The following is a 22,359-nucleotide window of genomic DNA, read 5'->3' as shown; positions in this document are numbered from 1 at the left end:
ATGGGAAAAGACGGCGCCCCTTCACCCGCGCCGCCATCTGTGGTGAATACAGCCATGGACCCCAGCCTTCGCTGGGGTAACGGGGATGGGAACGCTTGCAGGTCCGGCACGAACTTCGCCCGCTCACCTCGGCGCGCGGGATCGCGGCATGGTATGTCGTGCTTTACCATATCCGTGAAAGCGCGAGCTTCCTGCCCGTCGGAGTGATCGATTTTTTCGCCAAGGGCTATCTCGCGGTCGATTTCTTCTTCGTGCTGTCGGGTTTCGTGATCTGGCTCAACTATGGCGCGCTGCTGCGCGAGCATCGCTGGCGCGCGGTGCCGCATTTCCTGTGGCGACGGCTCGCCCGCATCTATCCGCTCCACCTGCTGATGCTGATCGTCGCGATCGCCTTCGCGCTGGTCTGCGTCGTCACCGGGCGCGGCCTGCCGCCTGATTTCGCCTGGGCGACCCTGCCCTTACACCTGCTGCTGGTCCAGAATTGGGGGCTGCTGGGACGATTGGGGTGGAACGTGCCCGCCTGGTCGATCAGCTGCGAACTCGCTGCCTATCTGGCCTTCCCGCTGATCGTCGCCATGGCCGACTGGCGCAGGCTGCACAGCGCGGTCCTGATCGCGCTGCTTGGGCTGCTGATGCTCGGCCTGTTCGCGCTGTTCACCGCGCTGGGCAAGCCGCTGCTCGGCAACGATATCCCGCATCTCGGCCTGCCGCGCTGCCTGTTCGAGTTTGCGATGGGTACGATCGTCGCGGCGCTGTGGCTGCGCTGGCGGGACAGGCCGCGCCGGCCTGCGCTGATCGCCGCGCTGCTGACGATCGCTGGGCTCGCCGCCTATGCCACAGGCGCGCCCGAGACGCTGGCACTGCCGTTCAGCTTCGTCTGCCTGCTGTTCGTGCTGGCGTTGACGTCAGAAGCTCGCAACCCGCTGAAAGCCCGGGCGATCCACTGGTTCGGCGAGATCAGCTACGCCACCTATCTGTCGCACGCGCTGCTCTTCCTCCTCTTCAAGATCGCCTTCGTCAGCAACGAAAAGGCGGTGCCGCCGGGGCTGATCGCGCTGTTCCTGCTGATCGTGCTCGGCGCGTCGGCGGCGCTCTATCAGGGCTTCGAACTGCCCGCGCAGAAATGGGTCAACCGCTTCGGGCCGAGACGGCCCACGGTCTGACGATATTAGCGAGTGAAGTCTCGACACCCTGCCGCCATCCGCTAGAAGCGGGCCATGCCCACCCCTTTGGAAGCCCTGCAGCGGACCTTCGGCTATGCCCAGTTCCGGGGACGGCAGCAGGACGTCATCGACCGGGTGATGGCGGGGCAAAATAGCCTCGCGGTGATGCCGACCGGTGCGGGCAAGTCACTGACCTACCAGATTCCGGCGCTGTGCCGCGACGGCACCGGGCTGGTGATATCGCCGCTGATCGCGCTGATGCATGATCAGGTGCGGTCCGCCGAGGCGGCGGGCATCCGTGCCGCGGCGCTGACTTCCGCCGACGACAATCGCGACGAGACGATCGACCGGCTGCGCCAGGGCGCACTCGACCTGCTCTATGTCGCGCCCGAGCGCGCCTCGACCGACAGCTTCCGCCGCCTGATCAGCCAGATCCCGCTCGCGTTGATCGCGATCGACGAGGCGCATTGCGTGTCCGAATGGGGACATGACTTCCGCCCCGACTACCGTCTGCTGCGCGGCCTGCTCGACCAGCGCCCCGACGTGCCGCGCCTCGCACTGACCGCAACCGCCGACCGGCACACCCGCGACGACATATTGGCGCAGCTCGGCATCGAACCCGAAGGACTGATCCTCGCCGGGTTCGACCGCGCCAATTTGCGCTACGGCATCAACCCGCGCGACGGCGTCGGGCGGCAGCTCGCCCAGCTGCTCGACGAAAATCCAGGGCCGGGCATCATCTATGCGCCGACCCGCGACGCGACCGAGAAGCTCGCCGCCCAGCTGGGCGCATCGGGCCGCCCGACGCGAGCCTATCATGCCGGGCTCGATCCATCGATCCGCGCGGCCAACCAGAAGGCGTTCGTCTCCTCCGAGGACATGGTGATGGTGGCGACGGTCGCCTTCGGCATGGGGATCGACAAGCCCGACGTACGCTTCGTCGCGCATGCGGGGCTCCCGAAATCGATCGAGGCCTATTATCAGGAGACCGGCCGTGCGGGCCGCGACGGCGAGCCGGCGGTGACCCAGCTGTTCTGGGGCGCGGAGGATTTCGCCCGCGCCCGCCGCCGGATCGAGACCGATGTCGAGGAAAGCCGCCGGTCGGGCGAGCGCCAGCGCCTCAACGCGATGGCGATGCTGGTCGAAGCGCCGGGGTGCCGCCGCGCGATCCTGCTGAAGCATTTCGGCGAGAATCCGCCGCCCGCCTGCGGCAATTGCGACAATTGCCTGAACCCGCCGACCGGCGTCGACGCGAGCGTGGTCGCGCAGAAGCTGCTCTCCGCCGCCTTCCGCACCGAGATGCGCTATGGTGTCACCCATCTGTCCGACGTGCTGGCCGGGCGTGAGACCGACAAGATCCTCGGCCTTGGCCATCATCGCCTGTCGGTGTTCGGAATCGCCGACGAGGGCGAGCAAAAGCTGATCAAGCCGGTCGCCCGCGCGCTCCTCGCCCGCGATGCGCTACGCGCCGACGATTATGGCGGCTTGTCCTTCGGCCCCGCAGCGAAGGCAATATTGAAGGGCGAGGAGCCGCTCCACCTCGTCCTGCCGCCCGAACGCGCGCGGCGGCGCAAGGGCAAGGCAGGCGCAGCGGACTATCCGCACGATCCGCTGTTCGACGTGCTGCGCGGCCTGCGCCGCGATCTCGCCAAGGCGCAGGGGGTGCCGCCCTATGTCGTCTTCACCGACGCGACCCTGCGCGAGATGGCAGCGGTGAAGCCGGATTCGCTGGGTGGCCTTGCGCAGATTTCGGGCGTAGGGGCGAAGAAGCTCGAAACCTATGGCGACGCGTTCGTCGCCGCCATCAGCGAGCATCGTGCCTGAGGAAGGGAGGAAGCCCATGTTCCGCAAGATCGACGACAGCATCTCGGTCGCCGCGCAGATCGACACTGCCGATGTCGCCGCCGCCGCGGCGCAGGGCTTCACGATGATCATCAACAATCGCCCCGACCAGGAAGAGCCGGGCCAGCCGAGCGGCGACGAAATCCGCGAAGCCGCGCGCGCGGCGGGCCTCGCCTATGTCGCGATCCCGATCACCCATGGCGGCTTTTCGATGAACCAGGTCGAGGCGATGCAGAAGGCGCTCGACAGCGCCGAAGGGCCGGTCCTCGCTTATTGCCGCTCGGGCACCCGGTCGACCTTCTGCTGGGCGCTCGCCAAGGGCGCGGCCGGCGAAGACGCTGACGAACTGGCGCGCAAGGCGGGCAATGCGGGATACGACATTTCACCGATCAAGGCGCTGCTGGGGCCGCGCTGATTTTCTCCCCTCCCTGCCAAGGGAGGGGCCGGGGGCGGGTTACGCCTCCTGGTTGGCAGACCGGTTCGCCACTGCATCTCGCCTGACCCACCCCTAACCCGTCCCTTGGCAGGGAGGGGGACTAGGATACCCAGTTCACCTTCGCCCAGACCGGCAGGTGATCCGAGGCCAGCCGCGCCCGGTCGCTGACATGGACGCCGCTGGCGACGACATGGAGGTCGGGCGTCAGGATGATCCGGTCGAGGCAGCCGACAGGCCGCCGGCTGTGATAGCTTCGCCCGGTCGGGGCGATATGGTGGCCGTCGGCGAACTCGCGGATGCAGCCGCCGTGCAATGACCATTCGTTGAGGTCGCCCATCATCACAGTCGGCATACGTCGCCTGCGGCGGCGTATATGCTCGATGATCGCGCGCACCTGCCGCCGGCGCCACAGTCCCGACAGGTCGAGATGCATGCCGACGACGCGCAGCTCCTGCCCGGCGACGTGCAGTTCGGCCATCACCGCGCCGCGCGGCTCGAGCGTCGGCAGGCTGATCGGCTCATAATCGGCGATCTCGACCGATTGCCGGATCAAGATGGCGTTGCCGTGCCAGCCGATCCCGCCCGGCCGTATGTCGAACGGCACCGCGCGATATTCGCCCTGCTTGATCAATTCGGTGGGCAAGGCGCTCTGCCGCGCGCCGAAGCGGCGATCGGCCTCCTGCAGCGCGACGATGTCGGCCTGTACTTCGTGCAGCACCTCCAGGATGCGGTCGGGCCGGCGTCGGCGATCGGTGCCTAGACCTTTTCTTATATTGTAGCTGGCGACGGTGATCATCTTCTGCCTTTGCATCCGATCACATAACAAAAAAAGGGCCGATGGGTTGCCCCACCGGCCCAGTGCGTTCGCAGGAGGAACGCGGTGAGGGGCCGCCCCTTGCGGGACAGCCCCAATTCGAAATCAGTAGTTGTAGGCGCGCTCGCCATGCTCGGCGAGGTCGAGACCCTCGAGCTCGACTTCGACCGAAGGACGCAGACCGATGGTCTTGTCGATGACGAAGAAGAGGATCGCCGAGACACCGCCCGACAGCACAAGCGTGAGGCCGACGGCCTTGAGCTGGGTGATGACCTGACCGGCCATGTCGTAGGTGCCCGCGACCGCCGGGAAGACGGTATAGTCGAACCAGCCCTGACCACCGAGCGCCGGATCGGCGACGATGCCGGTGCCGATCGCGCCGATGATGCCGCCGACGCAGTGGATGCCGAACACGTCGAGCGTATCGTCATAGCCGAGCTTGTTCTTCACCGTGGTGACGAAGAAGAAGCAGACGACCGTGGCGACTGCGCCGAGGATGATCGAGGTGACCGGAGCGGCGAAACCAGCCGCCGGGGTGATCGCGACGAGGCCGGTGACGGCGCCCGACGCCGCACCCAGGAGCGACGGCTTGCCATGAACGAACTGTTCGACCAGGGCCCAGGCCAGCGCCGCAGCGGCGGTGGCGACGAAGGTGTTGATGAAGGCGACCGCGGTCACGCCGTTGGATTCGAGGTTCGAACCAGCGTTGAAACCGAACCAGCCGATCCACAGCAGCGAGGCGCCGATCATGGTCATGGTCAGCGAGTGCGGCGGCATCGGCTCTTTCTTGTAGCCGGTGCGCTTGCCGAGGACGAGACAGCCGGCGAGGCCAGCGATACCCGCGTTGATGTGAACGACAGTGCCGCCCGCGAAGTCGAGCGCGCCCCAGCTGTAGAGCAGACCGGCGTCGCTCGGGGTGTCGGACAGGAAGTCCGGGCCCGCCCAGTACCACACCATGTGCGCCATCGGGAAATAGACGATGGTCAGCCACAGCACGACGAACAGCATCAGCGGCCAGAATTTGACGCGCTCCGCGAAGGCGCCGACGATCAGCGCCGGCGTGATGCAGGCGAAGGTCATCTGGAACACCACGAAGGCATATTCCGGAATGTAGACGTTGTTCGAGAAGGTCGCGGCATAGGTCGATGCGTTGACGCCCGCGAGGAATGCCTTCGAGAAACCGCCGAAGAAGTGGTTGTCGCCACCCGAGGTGAAGGCCATCGAATAGCCCCAGCCGACCCAGACCAGCGCGGCGATCGAGACGATCGCGAGCACCTGCATGAGCACCGACAGCATGTTCTTGGTGCGGACGAGACCGCCGTAGAACAGCGCGAGGGCGGGAACCGACATCATCAGGACCAGCGCGGCCGAGACGAGCATCCAGGTGGTGTCGCCCTTGTTGACCATGCCGGCCTGCGCCGCCGCGTCAGGGGCCTTGACGAGATCCTGCGCCCAGGCGGGCGCCGCGACCAGCGCGGTGAGGGCAAGCGTGCCGAGGCCCGTTGCCAGCTTATTGTAAAGCTTCATGTTTCCCCCTTCTATCAGAGCGCGACGTCGTCGGTCTCGCCGGTGCGGATCCGCACCGCCTGCGCGACGTCGAGGACGAAGATCTTGCCGTCGCCGATCGCGCCGGTGTTGGCCGACTGCTGGATCGCCTCGACGACCCGGCCCGCCAGATCGTCGGTGGTGGCCACCTCGACCTTGATCTTCGGAACCATGTTGGTGCTGTACTCGGCCCCACGGTAGATTTCCGTCTGGCCCTTCTGCCGCCCGAAGCCCTTGACCTCGGTAACGGTCATGCCCTGCACACCCAGGCCGGACAGTGCTTCGCGCACTTCGTCCAGCTTGAACGGCTTGATGATGGCAATGACGAGTTTCATTCTGCCTCCCTCTTTTAAGCCCGATTGTGCATCGCAATAAGCGTGCCAATTCCGTGACCGCTTGGATTCACAGGCTTAAATTTCGGAGGCGCTAAAAAGCGGGCAAAACGACTCGGGGCGCTTTGATTAAAAGTTAAGCCCTGCCCGTTTTTTGGGCAGGCGGTTGCTACCAGCCCTTGCTCATTTCGATGGCAGCGGCCTCGCCGGGGCGGTCAGCGCGGCCAAGCGCGGCATTACGCGCGGGGAACCGCCCATATTGCGCGATCATGTCATGATGCTTGCGCGCGAAGCCCAGCGAATTGGCGTTACCGAGCGCCGTGAACAGCGCGAGCGAGCGCTGCTGATCGGCCAGCACCTCGCTGTGCTGGAACGGCATATAGAGGAAGCTGAGTTGATCGGCGGTCATGTCGGCCTCAAGGCCGCGGTCGAGCGCGCCCCTGGCGATGGCAAGCGCGAGCGGATCGGTCGAGAAGGCGTCGGCATGTCCGCGGAACATGTTGCGCGGGAATTGATCGAACAGGATCACCCCCGCCACCGCCTCCTCCGCCGAGCCGAGGAAACTTTCCGGCACGCGGCTGCGCCATTCCTCCCACAGCGGCTGGAAGCGCTCGATGATCGCCGCATCGGTTGCTTCTGAACGGGTCCACCAGCGGTCGGGGCCGATCTCGTCGAACCAGAAGCCGAGGATATCGGCGGTGCCTTCGTCGGAGGGAGTCATCAACGAACCTTTCGCGGGGCCTTCCCCACCAACGCGCGAATATCGTCGATGTTCTCCCGTACCGAGCGGCGGCCGATCGCGATCAGCTCGTCGGCCTTGGTGAAATCGTGGATCTCGATATGACCGACCGGCAGGGTCAGCCCCAGGTCGGGCGGATCGAGTGCGAGCGAATGACGGGCAAGCTCGGCCATCAACAGCATCGTCGACGCGCGGACCACCGCCATCGAATTGTGCGACCGCTTCGGTGCGTTGCGGATCGCGGTGGCGACGCGGCGGCCATGATAGTCGCCCTGCAGGTTGATCGAGAGCACCGGCAGCTTGGGGGCGATCTGCCGTGCCGCCGCGACCGGCACCGGCATCACCACCCCGCCGTCGACCATGAAATGCCCATCATATTGCACCGGGCGGAACAGGCCGGGGATCGCGATCGACGCCATCACCGCCGAACTGATCGGGCCATGGTCGATCACGACCGGCTTGCCGGTGACGAGGTCGGTCGCGACCACCGCGCAGGGAATCCACAGGTCGCGGAACTGGAGGTCGCCGAGATGGATGTTGAGGTCACGCAATATGCCGCGCCCGCCCAGCATCGCGCCGGGCCGCAGATGAAAATCGAGATAAGACAGCACGCGCAGCCAGTTGGCCGACCGCGCGATCTTCTCGAGCTGGTCGAGCCGGTTGGCGGCGAGGCAGACCGCCGCGAGCGCCCCGATCGAGGTGCCCGCCGCCGCCCGGACGGCGACCCCCTCTTCCTGCAATTCGCGCAAGACGCCGATATGCGCCCAGCCGAGCGCGGCACCGCCACCGAGCGCTACGGCAATGGGCATCGCGTTTCTGGTCCCGCTCCGAGAGACTTCGCTCTCACACCATAGCCGCTCATCCTGAGGAGGAAACCGAGCGAAGGCGAAGGCTCAGTTTCGAAGGACCCTTCGAGACGCCACTTCGACAAGCTCAGTGGCTCCTCAAGATGAGCGGGGAGACCTATCATGGTCGTTTACGCCGCGGTCCCGCCCACCGTCAGCGCGGAGATCATTACCGTGGGCTGGCCGACCCCGGCAGGGACCGACTGGCCGCCCTTGCCGCAGATGCCGACGCCTTCGTCGAGCGCCATGTCGTTGCCGATCGCGGTGACCTTGGTGAGGACCGAGGGACCGTCGCCGATCAGGGTCGCGCCCTTGATCGGCACCGTCAGTTTGCCGTTCTCGATCTTGTACGCCTCGGTGCAGGAGAAGACGAACTTGCCGCTGGTGATGTCGACCTGTCCGCCGCCAAAGCTCTTGGCATAGATGCCGTTCTTCGCCCGGGAGATGATCTCTTCGGGATCGTCATTGCCGCCATACATGAAGGTGTTGGTCATGCGCGGCATCGGTGCATGGGCATAGCTTTCGCGGCGGCCGTTGCCGGTGGGCTCAACCCCCATCAGCCGCGCATTGAGCCGGTCGTGGATATAGCCCTTGAGGATGCCGTCCTCGATCAGGACGTTGCACTGGGTCGGCGTGCCCTCGTCATCGATGGTCAGCGATCCGCGCCGGTCGGCGATCGATCCGTCATCGACCACGGTAACGCCGGGGGCGGCGACCCGCTCGCCGATCCGGCCGGAAAAGGCCGAGGTGCCCTTGCGGTTGAAATCACCTTCGAGGCCATGGCCGATCGCCTCATGCAGCAGCACCCCGGGCCAGCCGGGGCCGCACACCACGGTCATCTCGCCCGCAGGTGCCGCGACCGCATCGAGATTGACGATCGCCTGGTGGAGCGCCTCGTCGATCGCGCGGTTCCACTGCGCGGGTTCGAACAGCCGGTCGTAGAGATAGCGGCCGCCCATGCCGAAGAAGCCGGTCTCGCGCCGGCCATTCTGTTCGACCACCACCGAGACGTTGAGGCGAACGAGCGGGCGGACGTCGAAGGCGGTGAAGCCGTCGGGGCGGACGATCTCGACCACGCTCCACGATCCCGACAGGCCGACCGAGACCTGCTGCACGCGCGGATCGCGGGCGCGGGCGGCGGCGTCGATCTCCTGGCACAGCGCGACCTTCTTCGCGAAGGGGATCAGGCCGAGCGGATCGTCGCCGGTGTAAAGCTTGCTGTTGGTACGGCGAGGGGCGGGGGCGCGGCTGCCCTTGGCCGGATCGAGGAGGGTCATCGTCTCGCCCGCGCGGAGGATCGCGGCCTCGCTCAGCTCATTGGCATGGGCGAAGGCGGTCGTCTCCCCCGACACGCCGCGCAGCCCGAAGCCTGCCTGCGTCGTATAGTCGGCAGTCTTGAGACGCCCATCGTCGAAGCCGAAGCTCTCCGACGTCAGATATTGCAGATAGAGTTCGCCATCGTCGCACCCCTTGAGCGTCTGCGCTGTGAGGCGCAGCGCGGCGTCCGGGTCAAGCGCGTCGCGATAAAGGAAATGGCGGGGGTCTGCGGGCTGAATGATCATGCGCCCGATATAGGGCGGCGCGGCGGAGACCCAATAGCTTTATTTACCCACTGACCCGTCAAAACCTAGTGGTGCGCGTCGCCGCCGCCTTCGAGGACGAAGCGCCGGTCGCAATAGCCGCAGTCGGCATAGCCGATGTCGGGATCGATTTCGATGAACACGCGCGGATGGCCGAGCGCCGCGCCGCCGGGAATGTCGCTCGCACCGTCACAGGTGACGCGGGTCGAGGTGACAGTGACGGTTTCGGGGGCGGATGGCTGCGTGCTCATGCGCGCCGATTAGCAAGCGCGCGGGAATCAAGCAATGCAGAGTCGCGCGATCTCAGCGGCGCCCGCCGAAGCGGCTATTTTCGAAAGCGACGGCGACCGATCCGGTTTCGCCGACCGGCGCGACCGCCGATCCGAAGACGCCGCGCGTGCCGTTGGTGCCGATCATCATGCCGATCTGGCCATGGATCTGCCGCCCTGTCCCGTTGATCACGGGCTCGCCGATCGCCCCGGCGTTGCGCGCGGCGGCGGCTTCGAGAACGCGCTCCTTCGCCTCGGGGCTCAGCGAGACCACCGTCTCCTCCGCGCAGGCCGCCGAAGCGGCGAGCAGCGCAGCGAGCGCAAAAGCATATCCGGCGCGGGCGCGATGTGCTGTCATGAGGACGCAATGCTACTGGGAACGTGAAGCGCGCGTGAACGATATTTATCAACGGCCGGTGAAGCTGTGGTTTGACGGCGGTTGCCGCCCCAATCCGGGTCCGATCGAGACCGCCGTGGTGCTGCGCGGCGTGGCCGACATCAGGCGCGGCGCGGAGACCGGCGGCAACGAGCGGGCCGAATGGCTGGCGCTGTTTCACGCGCTGGAGATCGCCGCCGCGCATGCCCTGTGCGACATCATCCTGATCGGCGACTCGCTGTCGGTGATCCGGCAGGCGAGCGGGGTGCAGCGCGGCGAGGTCCTCCACATCGAAAGATTCCGCGCACTGGCACAGGACTTCGACCGGGTCCGCCTGCGCCATGTCGGCCGCTCGCACAACCTCGCGGGCACGGCGCTGGAACGGGCACGCTGGGGCCGTTGAAGACAAGGCTGTACCGATGCCCGCAACGATCTTCTTTCTTTGCACAGCCGTCTGCCACCCGCTATGCCCCGCGCCATGAGCGACGCAGCGATCAGCATCCGGGGCCTCTCCAAGATCTACAAGGGCGGCAAACAGGCCCTGTTCGACGTCGATCTGGATATTCCGCGCGGGCAGATTTTCGGCCTGCTCGGGCCGAACGGCGCGGGCAAGTCGACGACGATCAACATCCTGGCGGGGCTGGTCAACAAGACCGCCGGGCATGTCGACATCTGGGGCTTCGACATCGACAAGGACCCGCGCAACGCCAAGGCGTCGATCGGGATCGTGCCGCAGGAGATCGTGTTCGATCCCTTCTTCACGCCGCGCGAGACGCTCGACAATCAGGCGGGCTTCTATGGCGTGCCGAAGCACAAGCGCGTGACCGAAGAACTGCTGCGCGCCGTCCACCTGTTCGACAAGGCCGATGCCTATGCGCGCTCGCTGTCGGGGGGCATGAAGCGCCGCCTGCTCGTCGCCAAGGCGATGGTCCATTCGCCACCGGTGCTGATCCTCGACGAGCCGACCGCAGGCGTCGACGTCGAGCTGCGCCAGCAGCTGTGGGAATATGTCCGCGAACTCAATGCGGGCGGCGTCACCGTCGTGCTGACCACCCATTATCTGGAAGAAGCCGAGGAGCTGTGCGACCGGATCGCGATCATCAACCATGGCCGCGTCATCGCCAACCAGCCGACCCGCGAGCTGGTGGGCATGGCGCAGGAGAAGGCGGTGTCGGTGACAGTCGACCGCGATCTCGACGCGCCGATCGACGCGGTCTGCTTCGACAAGGTCGAATTGAAGGGCAGCCGCACGCTCGTCATCACCTATGCCAAGGACAAGGTGAACGCGGGCGAGGTGCTGGCCGCCGTGCAGAAGGAAGGTCTGGGGATCGTCGATGTGTCGACCCAGGAAGCCGATCTGGAGGATGTGTTCCTGAACCTCACGCGCCAGGCCGATGGCCGCCTATAATTTCGATGTCGTCGTGATTGGCTCGGGCGCCGCGGGGCTGACCGCGGCGCTCAACCTGGCCGATCGCTTCAAGGTGGGCGTGCTCGCCAAGGCGGGCATTTCCGACGGGTCGACCGCCTGGGCGCAGGGCGGCATCGCCGCCGTGCTCGAGCCCGGCGACACCTTTGAATCGCACATCGAGGACACGATGATCGCCGGCGCGGGGCTCAACGACCGCAAGGCCGTCGAGTTCGTCGTCGAACATGCGCCCCTGGCGATCGAGAAACTCGCCGCGCTGGGCGTGCCGTTCAACCCCGGCGGGCGTGAAGGTGCGGACGACCGCTGGCACCTGACCCGCGAGGGCGGGCACAGCCACCGCCGCATCGTCCATGTCAACGACGCCACCGGACAGGCGGTGCAGATCGCGCTGGAAAAGGCAGCGAAGGCGCATCCGAACATCACCCTGTTCCCCGACCGCGCCGCGATCGACCTGATCACCAGCCGCCATGGCGAACGCTATTCGGGCGATGGCCATGTCTGGGGCGTCTATGCGGTCGACCGCGCGAGCGGCCAGATCGAGACCTTCACCGGCAAGGCGACGGTGCTGGCCAGCGGCGGGGCAAGCCGCGCCTATCTCTTCTCGACATCGCCGCGCGGCGCGACCGGCGACGGCATCGCGATGGCGTGGCGCGCGGGCTGCCGCGTCTCCAACATGGAGTTCATGCAGTTCCACCCGACCTGCCTCTACAATCTGGAGGTCAAGAATTTCCTGATCACAGAGGCGATGCGCGGCGAAGGCGGACAGCTCAAGCTGCCGACCAACGGACGCCGCTTCATGCCGCGCTTCGACAAGCGCGCCGAGCTCGCCCCGCGCGACATCGTGGCGCGCGCTATCGACCATGAGATCAAGCGGCTCGGCCTCGACTATGTCCATCTCGACATCAGCCACAAGCCGCCCGAATTCGTGATCGAGCATTTTCCGACGATCCACGCCAAGCTGCTGACCCTGGGCATCGACATCACCAAGCAGCCGATCCCGATCGTCCCCGCCGCGCATTACACCTGCGGGGGCGTGGTAATCGATCTCGACGGCCGCACCGACCTGCCGGGCCTCTACGCGGCGGGCGAAGTAACCCAGTCGGGGCTGCACGGCGCGAACCGCCTCGCCTCCAACTCGCTGCTCGAATGCTTCGTGTTCGGCGACGCCGCGGCAGAGCATATCAAGGCCAATTTCGCCGATATGCCCGCTCCGCCGCCGATCCGCCCCTGGGACGAGAGCCGCGTCACCGATTCGGACGAGGAGGTGATCGTCCAGCACAACTGGCGCGAGATCCGGCGCTTCATGTGGGACTATGTCGGCATCGTGCGGACCACCAAGCGGCTCGAGCGCGCCGCGCACCGCGTCGCGCTGCTGCGGCAGGAAGTCGCCGACTATTACGGCAATTTCCGCGTGACCCCGGATCTGCTCGAGCTGCGTAACCTCGTCGAGGTCGCCGACCTGATCGTCCGCTCGGCGCTCCACCGCAAGGAGAGCCGGGGCTTGCATTACACGATGGACTATCCCGACCTGCTGGACGAGGCGAAGGATACTATTCTCGTTCCTTGAAGGACGGACTCAGGCCCGCTCCATGCCGCGCAGTTCGGTAACAGGCGCGCGCGCCGAGACCCCATCGATCAGCAGCCGCGCCGCGATCCAGCGTTCGCGGCCGATGTGCGCCTTGATCCGCGCGAGCAGGCGAACGACCGCCGGACGGTAACTGTCCCAATGCGCCGGAATGTCGAGATTGGCGCAACGCGCGACATGGGCGCGATATTCGTCGCCCAGCGCGATGCACTCCGCCTTCATCTGCTCGGCCAGCCGTGCCTTGTCGAGCGGACCGTTGCGGATGATCGGATCGAACAGTTCGTAATGCTTGAACATCTGATAGGCGCCCAGCACCCGCGTCAGCTCCCACCGCGCCTGGCTGAGCCGGCCCTGGTCGGGCCGGGCATGCGGCGCCAGCAGCACGTCGCCGCGGCTTATGATTTCCAGGGCCTTGGCCTGATGTTCGTCCAGGCGGGACAGCAAGGGGTGGTGATGTGCAGTCATGTCACTGCGCTGGACCGATAAGGTGACCGAGATATTACCGAGCCGCCCCGACCGGACGAACTTGCGACCAAGGTCTATGATCGGAGCGCCGGAGCATTGCTGCATCCCGCATCTCCCGGTCATCGTGATCAGACCTGCAATCGTTACCATTCTGCAACCAATGATAGGATATCACGCGAGTCGCAGGAGAGATCATTGCAGATCACCGTGGACAACAGCACATCCAATTTCTGGCAGCGGCTCGGCGCGCCGTTGATCGCGCTGGTCGGCACGCTGCTCGTCTGCGTCTTCGCGCTATTCTACTGGCTGACCCTCCAGCAGGATCGCTTGAGCATCGCCCAGGAGCAGCAGCTCACATCGGCGGCGCTCAGTGCACGGGTGGAGTTTCTCCGCCGCAATCTCGGCGACTATGCGGTGTGGGACGACATCGTCCACAACCTGATCGAAAAGCGTGACTACGACTGGGCCGATGCGAATATCGGCCCCTATCTCTTCACCATGCAGGGCTATGATTATACGCTGGTGCTCGATGGTCATGGCGAGGCCGTCTATGCCTCGGCCGGCAATAAGCGGACATCGCGGCTGCTGGCCCGGATCGACGACGGCGCGCTCGGCCGGCTGATCGCGGCGCTGGCACGTCAGCCTGGTACGGACCGCCGCAAGGTAGTGCTCGCCAGAATCGACGGCATCCCCGCCTTGCTGGGCGCTGCGGCGATCATACCGAGCACGCCCGGAGCGAAACTCCCCCCGCCCCATTATCTGGTCCTGATCAAGAAGCTGGATAGTTCCGTGATGGAGGCCTTGAGCCGCGACTATGCCTTGCGCGGCCTACGCATCGCCGGCCCGAACGTCTCCGACGGGCCGGGCATGGCGCTGTTGACCGATGACGGCCGATCGATCGGCAAGCTCATGTGGATTCCCCTCGGCCCCGGCAGCAAGCTCCGGTCGCTCGCCTGGCCGCTCCTCATGACGCTGTCGCTGATCGCGGCAGGCGGGGTCTGGCTCCTGCTGCGCCAGAGCTGGGTGTCCGTCAAGGCGCGGGCCGAGGCACAGGCTGAGGCGCTGGACAGCGCGCGTCAGGCCGCCGACGCCAATCAAAGGCTCGTCGACGCCGAAAAGGAACGTCAGCGGGCGCTGGAAAAGGCGGTGGCAGCGGCGCGCGAGGAAAATGCCGTCCTGAATGCCGCGGCCGAGCGCGAACGGGCGCTGGCCCGGCAGGCGGAAGCCCGCTCGCTCAACAACGCCGCCGATCATCTCGAGGACGAAATCGGCACGGTGGCATCCGCGCTGGCGATAGCCGCCGGCGCGCTGGAGGAAACCGCCGAGGCGGTGCGCCGGACAGCCGAGATGTCCAGCCGTTCGGCAAGCGATGTCGCCACCGCCAGCCACCAGACGCGCACCCATCTCGAAGAAATTGTCCCTGAAGCGAGTGCGCTCGCCAATTCGATGGCCGATGTCCGATCGAATATGGCGACTGCCGTGGAGGCGGTCTCCCAAGCCCGCGACGAAGCGCGGGTCGCGGTGGTGCGCATGTCCGATCTCACAAAGGCCGTCGATCAGATAGGGGGCATCGTCGGTGCGATCGGCGAGCTGACGAGCCAGACCAACCTGCTTGCGCTCAATGCGGCGATCGAAGCGGCGCGGGCCGGATCGGCGGGACATGGCTTCGCGGTGGTCGCCGACGAAGTGCGGCGGCTCGCCGCGCACACCGGCGATCTCCTGACGCAGATCGATCAGCAGGTCCAGGCGATACGCTCCACCAGCCAGGAGTCGGAACGAATCACCATGCGGGTCGGATCGCTGCTCGGACCGGCGGTCGACGCGTCGGCGAACATCGCCTCAGCGATCGACCGGCAAAATCAATCGATCGATGCGATGGGCGTCAGCTTCCAAAGGGTAACGCAGGTCGCGGCCGATCTCGTCACCCTGTCCACCCTCGCCGACGATGCCGCGCGCGAAGGTTTCGCGGCGGCCGATGTGGTGAAATCCACCGCAAGCGGCGTCGCCGACGAATCGGTGCGGCTCAATGGCGCGGTCGTCGATGTGCAATATCGCCTGCGGGGCCAAGCGAAAGACGAGGTCGACAAGGCGGCATAGCCTACCTTGGACAAGCGCTCTGCCATGGACTAGGGCCATCCGATGCAATCGGCGATCCGCGCATTTTTGAGAACTGAGGCCGGAGGCGGCATCGTCCTGATCATGACCGCGGCAACGGCGCTGGTTGCTGCGAATAGCCCGGCGGCTGAGCTCTATTTCGGCCTGCTTCATAAGAAGGCTGGCCCGCTCAGCCTGCTGCACTGGATCAACGACGCGCTCATGGCGCTCTTCTTCCTGCTCGTCGGGCTCGAAATAAAGCGCGAGTTCGTCGGTGGTCATCTGGCCAGCTGGTCCGATCGGCTGCTGCCGTTCCTCGCCGCGGCGGCGGGGATGGCGGTGCCTGCGCTGGTCTATACCGCGTTCACCGGGGGCACGCCGGGGCTGGCGCGCGGCTGGGCGATCCCGACCGCCACCGACATCGCCTTTGCGATCGGTGTGCTCGCACTGCTGGGTTCGCGTGCACCCGCGTCACTGAAGCTCTTCCTGACTACGGTTGCGATCGTCGACGACATGGGCGCGGTCGCGATCATCGCGCTCGCCTATACGCCTGCGATCAACGGGGCGGCGCTACTGGCGGCCGCGATCATCTTCGCAGCAATGCTGGGGCTCGGCCGCCTGGGGGTTCGCCGCCTGCCGCCCTACCTGCTGCTCGCCGCCGCATTGTGGGGCGCGGTGCTGCTGTCCGGGGTGCATGCGACGATCGCCGGGGTGCTCGCCGCCTTCGCCATTCCGATCGGCAGCGGAGACCGGTCGCCGCTCCACCGGCTCGAACATGCGCTCCACCCCTGGGTCGCCTTCGGCATCGTGCCGCTTTTCGGCTTCGCCAATGCGGGCGTTTCCTTCGCCGGAGTCGGACTGGCCGACATCGTCCGGCCCCTGCCGCTCGGCATCGCGCTGGGCCTGTTCCTGGGCAAGCAACTGGGAATCTTCGGCAGCGTCCGCCTGGCGGTGGCGCTCGGGATTGCTCAGCGGCCAAACGGCGCGACCTGGGTCCAGGTCTATGGCGTGGCGTTGCTCTGCGGGATCGGCTTCACGATGAGCCTCTTCATCGGCGGCCTCGCCTTCCACGATCCGCTGCTCGGCGACGAGGTCAAGATCGGCGTGCTCGGGGGATCGTTGCTTTCGGCGATCTGCGGCTATGTGCTGCTCCGCTTTTCCGCGGCGGCCCGGCAGGCGAAATAAGACCTATTTCAGCTTGTCCTTCAGCCCCTTGAGTGCGGCGAACGGACCGGTGACGATCTCGTCCTCCGACAGAACGCCCGCCGCCTTCAGTATCTCATCGGCATCGGCCGCGCGAGGGAAGGGATCGAGGCTCAGCGCGAGCGTCTCGGCCACCGCCTCGCCAAGGTCGACCATGCCGCCTGCATAGTCGATCGTGTCGAAATCCTCGGCGTCGAGCTCGATCTCCTCGGCGGTCTCCTGCCCCTCGGGCACGAAGCGCAGACTGAACGCCTCGTCGATCTCGGCCGGCACCGGCGCGCCGCTGGCGACGCAGGCCTGCGCGACCGACGCCTTCACCCGGCCCTCGGCGAGGACGAGATCGCCCTCGCGGCGCAGCGTGGCATCGGCGCTCAGTGAATAGAGTGCGATCAGCGCGAAGCGCTCGGCGAGCGCCGCACGCTCGGCCTCTTCCGCCACGATCGACAGCGCGCGGCCGCCTTCGCCCAGCGTGTCGATGCGCACCGGCCGGGAGAATTCGGGAATCATCCGCCGATCCCGTTGGCGCGCAGCGCGGCCCAGTCGGTCTTATCCAGCCGCGCCTTGATCGCGCGCATCCGTCCGGCAACCAGCGTGGGCTGCGCGTCCGGCCCGGGTTCGCCCCGCCACAGATTGCGGACCAGCGCCTCTTCCAGCACCGCACCCTGGCCGATCGCCTCGCGATATGCGGTGAGCCGCCCGCCCATCGCGGCGATCATGTTGCCGATATGCTTGCCGACGACGACGTCACCGATGCCGAGCTGGCGAAGCTGGCCGTCCATGTCGTCGATGAACACCTCGGTCAGCCGCGCGCTGGGCTCGCGCCCGGCATTGCCCTCGGCCTCGGCGCGGACGATCACCAGAGACAGGATCGCCGCGATCATGTCGAACCGGCCGTCGAGCGTGTCGGGCACGCCCATCTCGGCGTACCAGGCAGGATCGCGGGCCTCGGTCACTACCGAATTGTAGAGCGGGATCAGAACCTCGCGGGGATCGGGACCGATGCCGAAAAGCGTCTTCAAGAAATTCACGTCGAATCCTCACACCCGTTCAGCGGGTATCAAGCGCTGCCCTTTATATAGTGCGCGCGCATCTTGCCACTGGGTAGGGCCTGCGCATATTGAGGCGGAGCGCGCGGGCCATCCCACGTGTACGTGTTTCAAGGAGATGTCGATGCCCCGGACCCTGTTGCGATCGGCGGCCCTCGCCGGAACGATCGCCATATTGGGCCTGACCGCCGGCTGCTCGCGCACCCGCGACCATAAGGGCTATGTCGTCGACACCACCCTGATCGAGACGGTCGCGCCCGGCATCGACAACCGCGAATCGGTCGCCCGTACGCTCGGCCGCCCAAGCTTCGCAGGGCAGTTCGACAAGGATCGCACCTGGTACTATGTCGCCCGCGACACCCGGCAGATCGGCTTCCAGACGCCGAAACCGGTCGCACAGACCGTTCTCGCGGTACATTTCGACGACAAGGGCAATGTTGCCGCAGTCGAGCGCACCGGCATGGAGAAGATCGCCCATGTCTCGCCTTATGGCGACAAGACTCCGACCCTTGGCAGCAAGCGCGGCTTCTTCCGCGAGCTGTTCGGAAATATCGGTCGCGTGGGCTCGGTCGGTCAGGCCGGCGGCACGGCGGATAATCCGAACTGAGGCTGAGGCCTCAGTTCTTTTTTGTCAGCCCTCAGACGCCGGGCGGCCAGCATCCGCTGGCCTTGGCTTCCTCGCAATAAGCTCGGGCCGGCGTTGGCGCTTGGGGAGCCTGTCGGCTCCATTGTGACATCTCCACGTCATCCCCACGGGCCCTGGAATCTCACTTTCCCTTATCTTCCCTCTTGCTTCAGCGGGCGGGCCAGCAGGGCCCTAACCACATCGTCGACCTTCGCCGCGCCGGTGAGCAGCGCGCAAACTGCGTCGACGATCGGCATGTCGACCCCCACCGCCCTGGCGGCCTCGGCCAGGACCGGCGCGGTCGACGCGCCTTCCGCAACCGTGCGGCGGTCGTTGAGCAGGTCGGCAGGGGGGATGCCCTGCCCCAGCCCCTTGCCGAGCGAGAAGTTGCGCGAACTGGTCGAAGAGCAGGTGAGGACGAGATCGCCCAGCCCGGACAGACCCGCCAGCGTCTCGGCCCGTGCGCCGCGCGCCAGGCCGAAGCGCGTCATCTCCGCGAAGCCACGGCTGATCAGCGCGGCGCGCGCATTCTGGCCCAGCCCCGCGCCTTCGACCACACCGCAGGCGATAGCCAGAACGTTCTTGACCGCGCCGCCGATCTCCGCGCCGACCACGTCCTGCGACAGATAGGGCCGGAACCCCGGTCGGCGAAGCCGTTCGGCGAGCGCCAGCCCGACTTCCTCGTCGCCGCAGGCCAGCGTGATCGCGGTCGGCTGGCCCGCCGCCACCTCATGCGCGAAGGTCGGCCCCGACAGCACCGCGATCGGCGCGCCCGGCGCAGCCTTCTCCGCGACTTCGGACATGAGCAGGCGGCTGCCCGCCTCAATCCCCTTGGCGCACAGCACCAGCGGCCGCCTCGACGCGGGCAGGCCGGCCAGCACCGATCCCAAGAACTGCGCGGGGACCACGACGACCAGCGCGTCGCAATTGTCGAGCGCGGCGAGGTCGCCGGTCGCGACGATCTTTTCGCTCAGCGGCAGGACCGGCAGGAAAAGCGGGTTGTTATGCGTGCCGTTGATCGCCTCGACCACCTCGGGCTCGCGTGCCCACAGCAGCACGTCCGATCCGTCGCTGGCGATCACCTGCGCCATCGCCGTGCCCCACGCGCCGCCGCCGATCACGCCCAGCTTATTTAGGGGCAGCGTCTCCAGCTTCATCGTCATGCCTTCACCCCGGCGCCGCGCGCCTTTTCCGCCGTCGGATCGAGCGGCCAACGCGCCCGCGCGGGAACATCCATATCGTCGATCATCCCCGCCGCGAAGCGCTCCGCGCCCGCCCAGGCGATCATCGCGCCATTGTCGGTGCACAGCCACAGCGGCGGCGCGGCGAAGGCAAGGCCCGAGCGCTCCGCCAATCCCGACAACGCTCCGCGCACCGCCTGATTCGCCGCGACCCCGCCCGCGACGACCAGCGCGGTCGCGCCATCGGCGATATCGATCGCGCGGGTGGTGCGGTCGATCAGGCAGTCGACCACTGCCTGCTGGAAGGAAGCGGCGATGTCCTCCGGCTTGTAGATGGCGGCGTCGCGGGCGCGCAGCACCGCGCTCTTCAGCCCCGCGAAGGAGAAATGCGGCTCCGCGCTGCCGGCCAGCGGACGCGGCAGCGGCACCGCCTTCGCATCGCCCAGCCGCGCCGCGGCCTCGACGGCCGGGCCGCCGGGAAAGCCGAGCCCGAGCAGCTTGGCGGTCTTGTCGAACGCCTCGCCCGCGGCATCGTCGATCGTCGTCGCGAGGCGGCGGTAGTCGCCCACCCCGCGCACCAGCAGCAACTGGCAATGGCCGCCCGACACGAGCAGCAGCAGATAGGGAAAGGCGAGCGAGCGATCGGCCAGGCGCGGCGAAAGCGCATGGCCCTCGAGATGGTTGACCGCGATCAGCGGCTTGTTCGCGGCATGGGCGAGCGCCTTACCGGTGATCAGCCCGACCATCACCCCGCCGATCAGCCCCGGCCCCGCGGTCGCGGCGATCGCGTCGACATCCGCGAGGGTCACCCCCGCATCGGCCAGCGCGCCTTCGACCAGCGGCGTCGCCATCTCGACATGCGCGCGCGCCGCTAGTTCAGGCACCACCCCGCCAAATGGGCGGTGTGCCTCCTCCTGCCCGGCAAGGCGATGCGCCAGCACCTTGCCGTCGCTGGTCACCAGCGCGGCGGCGGTTTCGTCGCAGCTTGATTCGATACCGAGGATCAGGGCCATGGCGCGCCTGTAGGCGATGCCGCAGAAAATGTTAACCTTGCCGCGCTAGCGCAGGAGAATGGCTGGCTATGTCCCCGGCGGATCGATCGACAGGCGCGCCGCGCAGGGCGCGGCGCGTTGGGGCGCATCTTCTCCCCTCCCGCGTGCGGGAGGGGCCGGGGGTGGGCCGGCTGGACGCATCGTCGGCGTATATCTCGGGCCGGAGAGCCCACCCCTAGCCGCTCCCGCACGCGGGAGGGGAATATATGCGGTGCTCACCCGCCGCGTCCCCGCGACGATCCTGTTTGCGCTTCCGGTCGGCTGGCTCGCTTATGACCTGCTGCTGCTCTGCCGCTTCATAGGGCTCAACCATCCCGCGCTCCATGCGGCCTGGGCTATGCTGACCGCGGGCCTGTTCTGGCTGGCGACCCTGCCACGCCGCCGCGATCTGCAAGACGGGCCGACCGTCGCGACATTGCTCGCCTGCCTCGGCATCGCCAGTTTGCTGATGCTGTTGGGCGGCGAGGGGCGCTTCTTCTACGCCAACCCCGACTGGCAGGTGCGCGACGCGGTGCTGCGCGACATGCGCATCCACCCCTGGCCGTTCGTCTACGCCTCGGGCGACATGCTGCGCGCGCCGATCGGCATGTATCTGGTCCCGGCGCTGGCCGGGAAAGCCTTCGGCCAGACGGGGGCGGACCTTGCCCTGCTCGGGCAGAACAGCCTGTTGTTGGGCACGCTGCTGGCCCTCGGATCGACGCTGTTCGCAAGCCTGCCCAGGCGGCTCATCGCGCTCGCGGTCTTCCTCGCCTTCAGCGGCCTCGACGTGCTCGGTCAGCTCAAGGTCGGCCATGTGCCGGTCCCGACCGCGCATCTGGAGGGCTGGGGGCCGACGCAATTCTCCTCGACGATCACCCTTGCCTTCTGGGTGCCGCCCCACGCCATCGCAGGCTGGTTCGGTGCACTCGGCTTCCTGCTGTGGCGGGTCGAACGGCTCGGCCTCGGCAGCCTGCTCGTGCTGCCGCCGCTGATCGCGCTCTGGTCGCCGCTGGCCGCGATGGGGCTGATGCCCTTCATAGCCCATGCCTGCTGGCATGATCTGCGCCGCGGCCGGATCACGCTCGCCGATTTCGCGCTGCCCGCATTGGCGGCGGTGATCGCGCTGCCCGCACTGCTCTACATGGCGGCGGCGGGGGAGCAGGTCGGCGTGCGCTTCTTCCCGATCCACCCCGCCCATTATCTGTTGTTCGAAACGCTCGAGGCGCTGCCCTATCTGCTGATCGCTTGGGCCGGGTGGCGTGCGCGCTTCGGCGGTCCCGTACTCGCCATCGTCGCGCTGATGCTGCTGGCCGCGCCGTTGATCCAGGTCGGCTGGTGGATCGACTTCGCGATGCGTGCGACCATTCCGGCGCTGGCGATCCTGGCGCTGCATCTCGGCGACATGCTCGGCGGCGGCTGGGCCGCCTCGGCGCGGCGCAAGGCGGCGCTGATCGCGCTGCTCGCCATCGGAAGCCTGACGGGCCTGACCGAAATCGCCCGCGCGCTGACCCTTCCGGCCTCGCCCGCCCCCCGCTGCGGCTTCGCGCGCGCCTGGGACGAGAGCTTCGCCGCTTGGCCGAAGGCATCCTATCTGGCTCCGCTCTCGGCGATGCCGTCCGCGATCCGCCCCGCCGCCCCCGCCCGCGTCATCGCGTCGGACCCGGCCAGCTGCTACGACCGGCCCTGGCCGAAACCACCCCTGTTCTAAGGCTGGATTGACGCCTTAGGCGTGCGTTAACCATTATTACCCTACTGCCATCAC

23 protein-coding genes are annotated in these 22,359 nt (G+C 67.0%); 10 read left to right on the top strand and 13 right to left on the bottom strand.

What is annotated here, in order from left to right; all coding sequences use genetic code 11:
• Positions 1-95: 95 nt before the first annotated feature.
• From ASE00_RS19790 to ASE00_RS19780, 3 genes are read left to right on the top strand one after another with little or no spacing between them, the layout of a single operon-like run.
• Positions 96-1,163, top strand: a complete 1,068-nt coding sequence (locus tag ASE00_RS19790) for an acyltransferase family protein (RefSeq protein WP_056383453.1) — start codon at positions 96-98, stop codon at positions 1,161-1,163.
• A gap of 54 nt (positions 1,164-1,217) precedes the next feature.
• Positions 1,218-2,987, top strand: a complete 1,770-nt coding sequence (recQ, locus tag ASE00_RS19785; protein WP_056383452.1) for a DNA helicase RecQ — start codon at positions 1,218-1,220, stop codon at positions 2,985-2,987.
• A 16-nt stretch (positions 2,988-3,003) separates the two neighbouring features.
• Positions 3,004-3,420, top strand: coding sequence for a TIGR01244 family sulfur transferase (locus tag ASE00_RS19780; RefSeq protein ID WP_056383451.1), 417 nt, complete (start codon positions 3,004-3,006; stop codon positions 3,418-3,420).
• A 121-nt stretch (positions 3,421-3,541) separates the two neighbouring features.
• On the opposite strand, the gene ASE00_RS19775 is transcribed toward ASE00_RS19780, so the two are convergent.
• The 8 genes from ASE00_RS19775 to ASE00_RS19740 all read right to left on the bottom strand — a co-directional run bounded on the left by ASE00_RS19775 (position 3,542) and on the right by ASE00_RS19740 (position 9,923).
• Positions 3,542-4,237, bottom strand: a complete 696-nt coding sequence (locus ASE00_RS19775; RefSeq protein WP_082594873.1) for an endonuclease/exonuclease/phosphatase family protein — start codon at positions 4,235-4,237, stop codon at positions 3,542-3,544.
• A gap of 123 nt (positions 4,238-4,360) precedes the next feature.
• Entirely contained in the window at positions 4,361-5,782 is a 1,422-nt protein-coding gene (locus ASE00_RS19770) for an ammonium transporter (protein WP_056383449.1), read from the bottom strand.
• 14 nt (positions 5,783-5,796) lie between these two features.
• Positions 5,797-6,135 (bottom strand): P-II family nitrogen regulator, encoded by a 339-nt coding sequence (locus ASE00_RS19765; RefSeq protein ID WP_056357155.1) that lies wholly within the window; start codon positions 6,133-6,135, stop codon positions 5,797-5,799.
• Between the two features lie 166 nt (positions 6,136-6,301).
• Positions 6,302-6,853, bottom strand: a complete 552-nt coding sequence (locus ASE00_RS19760) for a DUF924 family protein (protein WP_056383448.1) — start codon at positions 6,851-6,853, stop codon at positions 6,302-6,304.
• Entirely contained in the window at positions 6,853-7,680 is an 828-nt protein-coding gene (locus ASE00_RS19755) for a patatin-like phospholipase family protein (protein ID WP_056383447.1), read from the bottom strand. Before ASE00_RS19755 ends, ASE00_RS19760 begins: the two co-directional genes overlap by 1 nt.
• A gap of 167 nt (positions 7,681-7,847) precedes the next feature.
• Complete coding sequence (gene tldD / locus ASE00_RS19750; protein ID WP_056383446.1) at positions 7,848-9,278, bottom strand: metalloprotease TldD; 1,431 nt, start codon at positions 9,276-9,278, stop codon at positions 7,848-7,850.
• 65 nt (positions 9,279-9,343) lie between these two features.
• Complete coding sequence (locus ASE00_RS19745; RefSeq protein WP_056383445.1) at positions 9,344-9,547, bottom strand: zinc-finger domain-containing protein; 204 nt, start codon at positions 9,545-9,547, stop codon at positions 9,344-9,346.
• A 52-nt stretch (positions 9,548-9,599) separates the two neighbouring features.
• Entirely contained in the window at positions 9,600-9,923 is a 324-nt protein-coding gene (locus ASE00_RS19740) for a hypothetical protein (protein ID WP_056383444.1), read from the bottom strand.
• A 34-nt stretch (positions 9,924-9,957) separates the two neighbouring features.
• Between ASE00_RS19740 and ASE00_RS19735 the strand changes: the two genes are divergently transcribed.
• The 3 genes from ASE00_RS19735 (at position 9,958) to nadB (ending at position 12,934) form a co-directional block, all read left to right on the top strand.
• The gene (locus tag ASE00_RS19735) at positions 9,958-10,344 is read left to right on the top strand and encodes a ribonuclease HI (RefSeq protein WP_235538761.1); all 387 of its coding nucleotides are present in this window, start codon (positions 9,958-9,960) and stop codon (positions 10,342-10,344) included.
• A gap of 75 nt (positions 10,345-10,419) precedes the next feature.
• Positions 10,420-11,349: an ABC transporter ATP-binding protein gene (locus ASE00_RS19730; protein ID WP_056383620.1), complete on the top strand. Its 930-nt coding sequence runs from the start codon at positions 10,420-10,422 to the stop codon at positions 11,347-11,349.
• The gene (gene nadB / locus ASE00_RS19725; RefSeq protein WP_056383442.1) at positions 11,336-12,934 is read left to right on the top strand and encodes an L-aspartate oxidase; all 1,599 of its coding nucleotides are present in this window, start codon (positions 11,336-11,338) and stop codon (positions 12,932-12,934) included. Before ASE00_RS19730 ends, nadB begins: the two co-directional genes overlap by 14 nt.
• 9 nt (positions 12,935-12,943) lie before the next feature.
• Here nadB and ASE00_RS19720 read toward each other — a convergent pair whose 3' ends face one another.
• Positions 12,944-13,417, bottom strand: coding sequence for a hypothetical protein (locus tag ASE00_RS19720; RefSeq protein WP_162256507.1), 474 nt, complete (start codon positions 13,415-13,417; stop codon positions 12,944-12,946).
• A gap of 195 nt (positions 13,418-13,612) precedes the next feature.
• Here ASE00_RS19720 and ASE00_RS19715 point away from each other — a divergent pair, with 195 nt between their 5' ends.
• Positions 13,613-15,514: a methyl-accepting chemotaxis protein gene (locus ASE00_RS19715; protein ID WP_056383440.1), complete on the top strand. Its 1,902-nt coding sequence runs from the start codon at positions 13,613-13,615 to the stop codon at positions 15,512-15,514.
• Between the two features lie 42 nt (positions 15,515-15,556).
• Positions 15,557-16,696 carry a Na+/H+ antiporter NhaA gene (gene nhaA, locus ASE00_RS19710; RefSeq protein WP_056383439.1) on the top strand — a complete coding sequence of 380 codons (1,140 nt, stop codon included), beginning with the start codon at positions 15,557-15,559 and terminating at the stop codon, positions 16,694-16,696.
• Positions 16,697-16,699: 3 nt separating this feature from the next.
• Here nhaA and ASE00_RS19705 read toward each other — a convergent pair whose 3' ends face one another.
• Complete coding sequence (locus tag ASE00_RS19705) at positions 16,700-17,221, bottom strand: YceD family protein (RefSeq protein WP_056383438.1); 522 nt, start codon at positions 17,219-17,221, stop codon at positions 16,700-16,702.
• Positions 17,218-17,742 carry a ubiquinol-cytochrome C chaperone family protein gene (locus ASE00_RS19700; protein WP_056383437.1) on the bottom strand — a complete coding sequence of 175 codons (525 nt, stop codon included), beginning with the start codon at positions 17,740-17,742 and terminating at the stop codon, positions 17,218-17,220. The genes ASE00_RS19705 and ASE00_RS19700 overlap by 4 nt, the downstream gene beginning before the upstream one ends.
• Positions 17,743-17,884: 142 nt before the next feature.
• Here ASE00_RS19700 and ASE00_RS19695 point away from each other — a divergent pair, with 142 nt between their 5' ends.
• Complete coding sequence (locus ASE00_RS19695) at positions 17,885-18,367, top strand: outer membrane protein assembly factor BamE (protein WP_056383619.1); 483 nt, start codon at positions 17,885-17,887, stop codon at positions 18,365-18,367.
• 170 nt (positions 18,368-18,537) lie between these two features.
• Here ASE00_RS19695 and ASE00_RS19690 read toward each other — a convergent pair whose 3' ends face one another.
• Entirely contained in the window at positions 18,538-19,548 is a 1,011-nt protein-coding gene (locus ASE00_RS19690) for an NAD(P)H-dependent glycerol-3-phosphate dehydrogenase (RefSeq protein ID WP_414819867.1), read from the bottom strand.
• On the bottom strand, positions 19,545-20,579 hold the full coding sequence (tsaD, locus tag ASE00_RS19685) for a tRNA (adenosine(37)-N6)-threonylcarbamoyltransferase complex transferase subunit TsaD (protein WP_056383435.1): 1,035 nt from the start codon (positions 20,577-20,579) through the stop codon (positions 19,545-19,547). The genes ASE00_RS19690 and tsaD overlap by 4 nt, the downstream gene beginning before the upstream one ends.
• Positions 20,580-20,637: 58 nt before the next feature.
• Between tsaD and ASE00_RS19680 the strand changes: the two genes are divergently transcribed.
• Positions 20,638-22,305: a hypothetical protein gene (locus tag ASE00_RS19680; RefSeq protein ID WP_162256506.1), complete on the top strand. Its 1,668-nt coding sequence runs from the start codon at positions 20,638-20,640 to the stop codon at positions 22,303-22,305.
• Positions 22,306-22,359: the final 54 nt, after the last annotated feature.

Source organism: Sphingomonas sp. Root710 (assembly GCF_001429065.1).
Classification (GTDB): domain Bacteria; phylum Pseudomonadota; class Alphaproteobacteria; order Sphingomonadales; family Sphingomonadaceae; genus Rhizorhabdus.
The sequence above is the reverse complement of the archived record's forward strand: the minus strand, read 5'-3'. Positions and strand labels throughout refer to the sequence as shown.

Excerpts from the sequence above, each read along its gene's own strand:
- ASE00_RS19740 (WP_056383444.1), bottom strand. The coding sequence starts at position 9,923 with ATGACAGCACATCGCGCCCGCGCCGGATATGCTTTTGCGCTCGCTGCG.
- nhaA (WP_056383439.1), top strand. The coding sequence starts at position 15,557 with ATGCAATCGGCGATCCGCGCATTTTTGAGAACTGAGGCCGGAGGCGGC.
- ASE00_RS19730 (WP_056383620.1), top strand. The coding sequence starts at position 10,420 with ATGAGCGACGCAGCGATCAGCATCCGGGGCCTCTCCAAGATCTACAAG.
- ASE00_RS19720 (WP_162256507.1), bottom strand. The coding sequence starts at position 13,417 with ATGACTGCACATCACCACCCCTTGCTGTCCCGCCTGGACGAACATCAG.
- ASE00_RS19755 (WP_056383447.1), bottom strand. The coding sequence starts at position 7,680 with ATGCCCATTGCCGTAGCGCTCGGTGGCGGTGCCGCGCTCGGCTGGGCG.
- ASE00_RS19680 (WP_162256506.1), top strand. The coding sequence starts at position 20,638 with ATGGCTGGCTATGTCCCCGGCGGATCGATCGACAGGCGCGCCGCGCAG.
- ASE00_RS19770 (WP_056383449.1), bottom strand. The coding sequence starts at position 5,782 with ATGAAGCTTTACAATAAGCTGGCAACGGGCCTCGGCACGCTTGCCCTC.
- ASE00_RS19745 (WP_056383445.1), bottom strand. The coding sequence starts at position 9,547 with ATGAGCACGCAGCCATCCGCCCCCGAAACCGTCACTGTCACCTCGACC.
- ASE00_RS19780 (WP_056383451.1), top strand. The coding sequence starts at position 3,004 with ATGTTCCGCAAGATCGACGACAGCATCTCGGTCGCCGCGCAGATCGAC.
- ASE00_RS19775 (WP_082594873.1), bottom strand. The coding sequence starts at position 4,237 with ATGATCACCGTCGCCAGCTACAATATAAGAAAAGGTCTAGGCACCGAT.
- tsaD (WP_056383435.1), bottom strand. The coding sequence starts at position 20,579 with ATGGCCCTGATCCTCGGTATCGAATCAAGCTGCGACGAAACCGCCGCC.
- tldD (WP_056383446.1), bottom strand. The coding sequence starts at position 9,278 with ATGATCATTCAGCCCGCAGACCCCCGCCATTTCCTTTATCGCGACGCG.
- ASE00_RS19690 (WP_414819867.1), bottom strand. The coding sequence starts at position 19,548 with ATGACGATGAAGCTGGAGACGCTGCCCCTAAATAAGCTGGGCGTGATC.
- ASE00_RS19765 (WP_056357155.1), bottom strand. The coding sequence starts at position 6,135 with ATGAAACTCGTCATTGCCATCATCAAGCCGTTCAAGCTGGACGAAGTG.
- ASE00_RS19705 (WP_056383438.1), bottom strand. The coding sequence starts at position 17,221 with ATGATTCCCGAATTCTCCCGGCCGGTGCGCATCGACACGCTGGGCGAA.
- recQ (WP_056383452.1), top strand. The coding sequence starts at position 1,218 with ATGCCCACCCCTTTGGAAGCCCTGCAGCGGACCTTCGGCTATGCCCAG.
- ASE00_RS19695 (WP_056383619.1), top strand. The coding sequence starts at position 17,885 with ATGCCCCGGACCCTGTTGCGATCGGCGGCCCTCGCCGGAACGATCGCC.
- ASE00_RS19760 (WP_056383448.1), bottom strand. The coding sequence starts at position 6,853 with ATGACTCCCTCCGACGAAGGCACCGCCGATATCCTCGGCTTCTGGTTC.
- nadB (WP_056383442.1), top strand. The coding sequence starts at position 11,336 with ATGGCCGCCTATAATTTCGATGTCGTCGTGATTGGCTCGGGCGCCGCG.